Raw genomic sequence first — 5,706 nt, 5'->3', positions numbered from 1 at the left:
GCCAGTTGCAGGCCAAACCGGCCTGCACGCGCAAGCTGCGCCGGGCGCTGTCGGATCTGGCCAACCCGCGCCAGCCGCGCAATGAGCCGGGCGAGCCGCTGTCGAGTCGCGCGCCGAAAGTGCTGTGTGTCGATGACAATCCGGCCAACCTGCTGCTGGTGCAGACCCTGCTCGAAGACATGGGCGCCAAGGTGCTCGCGGTGGAAAGCGGCTACGCGGCGGTGAAAGCGGTACAGGCCGAGTCCTTCGACCTGGTGTTGATGGACGTGCAGATGCCCGGCATGGACGGACGCCAGAGCACCGAAGCCATCCGCCAGTGGGAAAGCGAACGGCACTGCACCCCGCTGCCGATCGTCGCCCTCACGGCCCACGCCATGGCCAACGAGAAACGTGCGCTGCTGCAAAGCGGCATGGATGACTACCTGACCAAACCGATCAGCGAGCGGCAACTGGCGCAAGTGGTGCTGAAGTGGACCGGCCTGGCCCTGCGCAATCATGGACCGGAGCGGGTCAGCGACAGCGCCGCGGCGAACAATGAACTGCCGGTGCTCGATCACGAAGAAGGTCTGCGCCTGGCCGCGGGCAAGGCGGATCTGGCGGCAGACATGCTGGCCATGCTCCTGGCTTCGCTGGAAGCCGACCGCGAGGCCATTCGTGCAGCGTGTGAAAGCCGTGACCAGAACGCCCTGATCGAACGCGTCCATCGCCTGCACGGCGCCACCCGTTACTGCGGCGTGCCGCAATTGCGCGCGGCCTGCCAACGCAGCGAAACCCTGCTCAAACAAGGCGACCCCAAAGCCGTGGCGGCGCTGGAAGAACTGGAGCGGGCGATCAATCGCCTCGCCGCTCAAGCGAGGATCAGCGCCTGATCCACGACAATGCCGATGCCGCGCGCTCACGCTAAGGTAGTGGCAGGTCGACACTGACCGGCCACGCTGCTCCAGGAGGAATTCATGCGCACGATTGTTTTCAGCAGCCAGACCTACGACCGCGAGAGTTTTCTCGCCGCCACCTGTCCGGCCGGCCTTGAGCTGCACTTTCAAGCAGCCCGGCTGAGCCTCGATACGGCGGCCCTGGCCGAACATCACGAGGTGGTCTGCGCCTTTATCAATGACGATCTCAGTGCACCGGTGCTGGAACGCCTGGCCGCCGGCGGCACACGGCTGATCGCCTTGCGCTCGGCCGGTTACAACCATGTCGATCTGGTCGCGGCGAAACGCCTGGGCCTGTCGGTGGTGCGCGTCCCGGCCTACTCGCCACATGCGGTGGCCGAGCACGCGGTGGCACTGATCCTCGCGCTCAACCGGCGTTTGCACCGTGCCTATAACCGCACCCGCGAAGGTGATTTCAGCCTGCACGGCCTGACCGGTTTCGATCTGGTCGGTAAAACGGTCGGTGTGGTCGGCACCGGGCAGATCGGCGCGACCTTCGCGAAAATCATGCATGGCTTCGGCTGTGAACTGCTGGCTTACGATCCCTTTCCCAATCCCGCCGTGCTGGCGTTGGGCGCGCGTTATCAGCCTGCACTGCCCGCTCAACGAGCAAAGCAGGCACTTGATCAACCGAGACTCACTGGCGCACATGCAAGCGGGCGCCATGCTCATCAACACCGGACGCGGCGGTCTGGTGGACACGCCGGCGCTGATCGACGCATTGAAGGACGGTCAACTGGGCTATCTGGGGCTGGATGTCTATGAGGAGGAAGCGCAGCTGTTTTTCGAGGACCGTTCCGACCTGCCGTTGCAGGACGATGTGCTGGCGCGTCTGCTGACGTTTCCCAACGTGATCGTCACGGCGCATCAGGCGTTTCTGACCCATGAAGCGCTGGGCGCGATCGCGGCGACGACCTTGCACAACATCGCGACCTGGGCGGCAGGATCGCCGCAGAACCAGGTCGAAGGTTAAGGGTTATTTCGGCGAGAGCGAGGACGCCAGAATCAGCAGGCCCAGCCAGCCGAAACCGAACAGCCGCTGTTTCGCCGAATGGCCGTTGCGCAGCAGGAACCAGACGAACACCATCGGCAGCAGAAACACCATGATCTTCAGCCAGCCTTCCACCGGACGGCTGCCGTCGGCATTGACGGGAGCCTCCACCGCTTGCGCGGCTTGCTGGCGACGGCGACGCCCCGCGGCGGCCGGCATCACTTTCGGTAGCGGCTCGGCGACCGGAGGCACGGCAGCAGCCTCGGGGACTGCCCGGTTGCGCGGCAGGCTACCGAACGAAATTGTCGATGCCTGCGCCGGCCCCGCTTGCACGTGCGCCTGTACCGGTTGCTCCGCCATCGGAGCCCCGCAATGAATGCACGCCAGGGCTTCGGAGCTGATGCTCCGCTTGCATTCATAACATTCGATCAGCGCCATGTTCCGTTCCTTCAGAGTCGAGGGCGGCAGTTTGCCATGAGCGTCGGTCGATTTGAACCGGATCGAAGGTCGCACGCGTGCACCATTCTGCAATCGAGCCCGTGCTAGCATGTCGCGCATATTTGGAGGACCCATGGTCGAACACGATTTCCGCTACACCCTTATGAACCCGCAACACACCCTCACCGAATGCCGCGCCCTCGTACCCGGCCGCTATCAGGTTACCGGCAACGGTGGCTCGATCCGCATCGGCGATACCCTGTTGGTGACCCTCAAAGGCAGCAAGGACTTGTCCATGCGCCTGACCGTTGAGACCGTGCGCCACCTGATCAACCCGCCGGGTCAATGGACCGCGATGACCACGGGCCCGGTGTTCGGCGAACTGGCGATTCACACCTGGCAGGTCAACTGCGACAGCTGCGCCAAAGAGCTGAGCTTCGAATTCGCCGTGGACGCCAAACTGGGCAAGGCCGCCGAGCAACCGGCCGCCACGGCGCGCATCGCCGAGCTGGGCTGGAAAGCCGTCGGCGACAAGCACCTGTGCCCGAAATGCCAGGAGCCCGCGTGATGAAAGGCCTGGCCCTGACTGCGCTGATCGGTGCAGGCCTGGTTGGCTGCGCCGCGGAGCCTGTGCAGTTGCAGCAGAACCGCAGCTACATTCTGGAGTGGATCGGCGAGCGACCATTGATGGATTACAGCCATCTGACCGTGACCCTCGGCGACGATGGTCGCGCGTATGGCAATGGCGGCTGCAATCACTGGTTCGCGCCGTACACCCTCGACGGCGACAAGCTGAGCTTCGGCAAAATCGGCAAGACCCGCAAACTCTGCGCACCTGCGTTGATGGAGCAGGAACAACGCTTCCTGCAGGCGCTGCAAGGCGTCGAACGCTGGGACGTCTCGCCGATCGAGCAGATGCGTTTCTGGCCGGCTGAAGGCAAGCCATTGCGCTGGTGGCTGGAAGAGGGTTAACCCTCAGGCCGCCAAAGCCCTCACCCTAACCCTCTCCCAGAGGGAGAGGGGACTGATTGGGGGATATTGAAGAGGTACGCCGACCTGAAAGGCCTTCACCGAATCCATAATCGACTGGACCTTGCTTTGGCGAACCCATAATCGACTGGATTTTCCTTTGGCGAACCCATAATCGACTGGATCTTGCTTTGGCGAATCTACAATCGGCTCGATCTCTCAGGTCGGTGTAGCTCGTAAGACACCTCGGTCGGCCCCCTCTCCCTCCGGGAGAGGGCTGGGGTGAGGGGCTTTTGACGTTACTTGGTCGCTTGTAGCGCCTCAAGCTTCGCCATCACCCCCGCCGCCGTCTGCTCGCCCATCAACTGCTCACGCACCTTGCCCTCGTTGTCGATGATGTAGGTCACCGGCAAAGCCTCACTGCGCGGCACGTCGAACAGGTCCGCCGGATCCTGCGCCAGCACGGTGAACTTGATGCCCAGCTTCTCGCTGGCAGACTTGAGATCCTCGCCCTGCACGTTGTCGAAGTTGACCCCGAACACGCCGATGTTCTTGCCTTTCAGCTCCTCAGCCAGATGATTGAGTTCCGGAATTTCCGTGCGGCACGGACCGCACCATTCAGCCCAGTAGTTGAGCACCACCCATTGTTTGTCCAAACGCTCGGACGCGACTTTCTGGCCGTTCTGGTCGATCCCGTAATCATTGCCGCAGCCCCCCAGCATCAACGCCCCGATCATCGTCAATGCCGCTGCCAATCGCCGTGTCATGTCATGTTCCCTGGTCAAAAATTGAATGCGCCTGCGACCCAACGCCTCTGACGGTTCTGGATTGCGCGCTGCACAGTTAGAATAGACGCCACTTTACGCCAGAAGCGACCCGCCATGACCGATCTGACGCTTTATCACAATCCGCGCTGCTCGAAATCCCGCGGCGCACTGGAGCTTCTCGAAGCCCGCGGCCTGACCCCGAATGTCGTGCGTTACCTGGAAACCCCGCTGAACGCGGCGCAAATCAAGGCCCTGCTCGGCAAGCTCGGGATCAGCGCACGCCAGTTGCTGCGCACCGGGGAAGATGAATACAAAATGCTTCAGCTGGCCGACACGAACCTCAGCGAAGCGCAATTGATCGCCGCCATCGCCGAACATCCGAAGCTGATGGAGCGACCGATTCTCGAAGTCGGCGACAAGGCCGTGATCGGTCGTCCGCCGGAGCAGATCCTGGAGTTGCTGCCGTGAGCGCGCCGTACATTCTGGTGTTGTATTACAGCCGCAGCGGCTCGACCAACGAGATGGCCCGGCAGATTGCTCGCGGTGTCGAGCAGGCCGGCCTCGAAGCGCGTCTGCGCACCGTGCCGGCGATCTCCACCGAGTGTGAAGCGGTGGCCCCGGACATTCCCGACGAAGGTGCGCTCTACGCCACCCTCGATGACCTGAAGAACTGCGCCGGCCTGGCCTTGGGCAGCCCGACCCGCTTCGGCAACATGGCCGCGCCGTTGAAGTACTTCCTCGACGGCACCAGCAACCTGTGGCTGACCGGTGCACTGGTGGGCAAACCGGCCGGCGTGTTCACCTCCACCGCCAGCCTGCACGGCGGCCAAGAAACCACTCTGCTGTCGATGATGCTGCCGCTGTTGCACCACGGCATGCTGATCACCGGCCTGCCGTACAGCGAGTCGGCGCTGCTGGAAACCCAGGGCGGCGGTACGCCTTACGGCGCCAGCCATCACGCCGGGGCGGACGGTAAAAAAGGCCTCGATCAGCACGAAATGGCACTGTGTCGTGCGTTGGGCCTGCGCCTGGCCAAGACCGCACAAAAACTGGAGGGCTGAGGGTGGCGAAGAAGCCGAAAGTCCTGCCCTCCGTCGAGTGGCTCGAACCCCGCGTCAAGGCAATGCGGATCATCAGCCTGCTGTGCTTCTTCGGCCTCGCCGGGCTGCTCGCCGCTTACTACCTGGTGTTCGCCGACCTGCACGGCGCCCGACCGTGGGTGATTCTGCTGGTCGAGCTGATCCCGTGGATCGTTCTCGCCCCGGCGATGATCATGGGCAGCGCCCGCGGGCATTCGTGGATGTGCTTTGTGGTGAACCTGTATTTCATCAAGGGCGCACTGGCGGCCTATGACCCGAGCCGCCAGCTGTTTGGCGTGTTGGAGATGGTCGCCAGCCTGGCGCTGTTCTGTTCGGCGCTGCTGTATGTGCGGTGGCGATATCAGTTGAATCGCAAACTGGCGGGTGAAGGCGAAGTCTCCGTCGCCTGACAAACCGCTATCGCTGGCAAGCCAGCTCCCACAGGTTTCTGTGTCGATCACAAAGTTGTGTTTCAACACAGGCCCTGTGGTAGCTGGCTTGCCAGCGATTAGAGCGACGCGGTCTTAATG

Annotated in this window: 8 protein-coding genes and 1 pseudogene; 7 read left to right on the top strand and 2 right to left on the bottom strand. The window is 63.0% G+C overall.

From position 1 onward, the window contains the following. Together DBR24_RS32510 and DBR24_RS16955 are read left to right on the top strand one after the other, a co-directional pair. Positions 1-869: response regulator (locus DBR24_RS32510; protein WP_256591579.1), on the top strand; the 869-nt coding region annotated here is incomplete at its 5' end. Between the two features lie 84 nt (positions 870-953). Continuing rightward, positions 954-1,905: pseudogene (locus DBR24_RS16955) on the top strand (2-hydroxyacid dehydrogenase). 3 nt (positions 1,906-1,908) lie between these two features. Here DBR24_RS16955 and DBR24_RS16950 read toward each other — a convergent pair. Further along, positions 1,909-2,361, bottom strand: a complete 453-nt coding sequence (locus DBR24_RS16950; protein WP_128615320.1) for a hypothetical protein — start codon at positions 2,359-2,361, stop codon at positions 1,909-1,911. Positions 2,362-2,494: 133 nt separating this feature from the next. Between DBR24_RS16950 and DBR24_RS16945 the strand changes: the two genes are divergently transcribed. Both DBR24_RS16945 and DBR24_RS16940 read left to right on the top strand, forming a co-directional pair. Further along, the gene (locus DBR24_RS16945) at positions 2,495-2,929 is read left to right on the top strand and encodes a hypothetical protein (RefSeq protein ID WP_123466910.1); all 435 of its coding nucleotides are present in this window, start codon (positions 2,495-2,497) and stop codon (positions 2,927-2,929) included. Continuing rightward, a complete protein-coding gene (locus DBR24_RS16940) occupies positions 2,929-3,333 on the top strand; it encodes an META domain-containing protein (protein ID WP_123466912.1) in 405 nt (134 codons plus the stop codon). Before DBR24_RS16945 ends, DBR24_RS16940 begins: the two co-directional genes overlap by 1 nt. 296 nt (positions 3,334-3,629) lie before the next feature. On the opposite strand, the gene DBR24_RS16935 is transcribed toward DBR24_RS16940, so the two are convergent. Further along, positions 3,630-4,097, bottom strand: a complete 468-nt coding sequence (locus tag DBR24_RS16935) for a TlpA disulfide reductase family protein (protein WP_128615319.1) — start codon at positions 4,095-4,097, stop codon at positions 3,630-3,632. Positions 4,098-4,211: 114 nt separating this feature from the next. Here DBR24_RS16935 and arsC point away from each other — a divergent pair, with 114 nt between their 5' ends. The 3 genes from arsC to DBR24_RS16920 are packed head-to-tail and all read left to right on the top strand — an operon-like array spanning position 4,212 to position 5,586. After that, the gene (gene arsC, locus DBR24_RS16930; protein WP_123466916.1) at positions 4,212-4,565 is read left to right on the top strand and encodes an arsenate reductase (glutaredoxin); all 354 of its coding nucleotides are present in this window, start codon (positions 4,212-4,214) and stop codon (positions 4,563-4,565) included. Next, positions 4,562-5,158, top strand: a complete 597-nt coding sequence (gene wrbA / locus DBR24_RS16925; protein WP_128615318.1) for an NAD(P)H:quinone oxidoreductase — start codon at positions 4,562-4,564, stop codon at positions 5,156-5,158. Before arsC ends, wrbA begins: the two co-directional genes overlap by 4 nt. Positions 5,159-5,160: 2 nt before the next feature. After that, complete coding sequence (locus DBR24_RS16920) at positions 5,161-5,586, top strand: DUF2069 domain-containing protein (protein WP_123466921.1); 426 nt, start codon at positions 5,161-5,163, stop codon at positions 5,584-5,586. The last annotated feature ends 120 nt before the right edge of the window (positions 5,587-5,706 follow it).

Origin of the sequence: Pseudomonas sp. HMWF006 (assembly GCF_003061205.1) — a bacterium.
In the GTDB taxonomy this organism is placed as follows: Bacteria; Pseudomonadota; Gammaproteobacteria; order Pseudomonadales; family Pseudomonadaceae; genus Aquipseudomonas; species Aquipseudomonas monsensis.
Note: the sequence above shows the minus strand (reverse complement) of the source record. Positions and strands in the feature narration are given on the sequence as shown.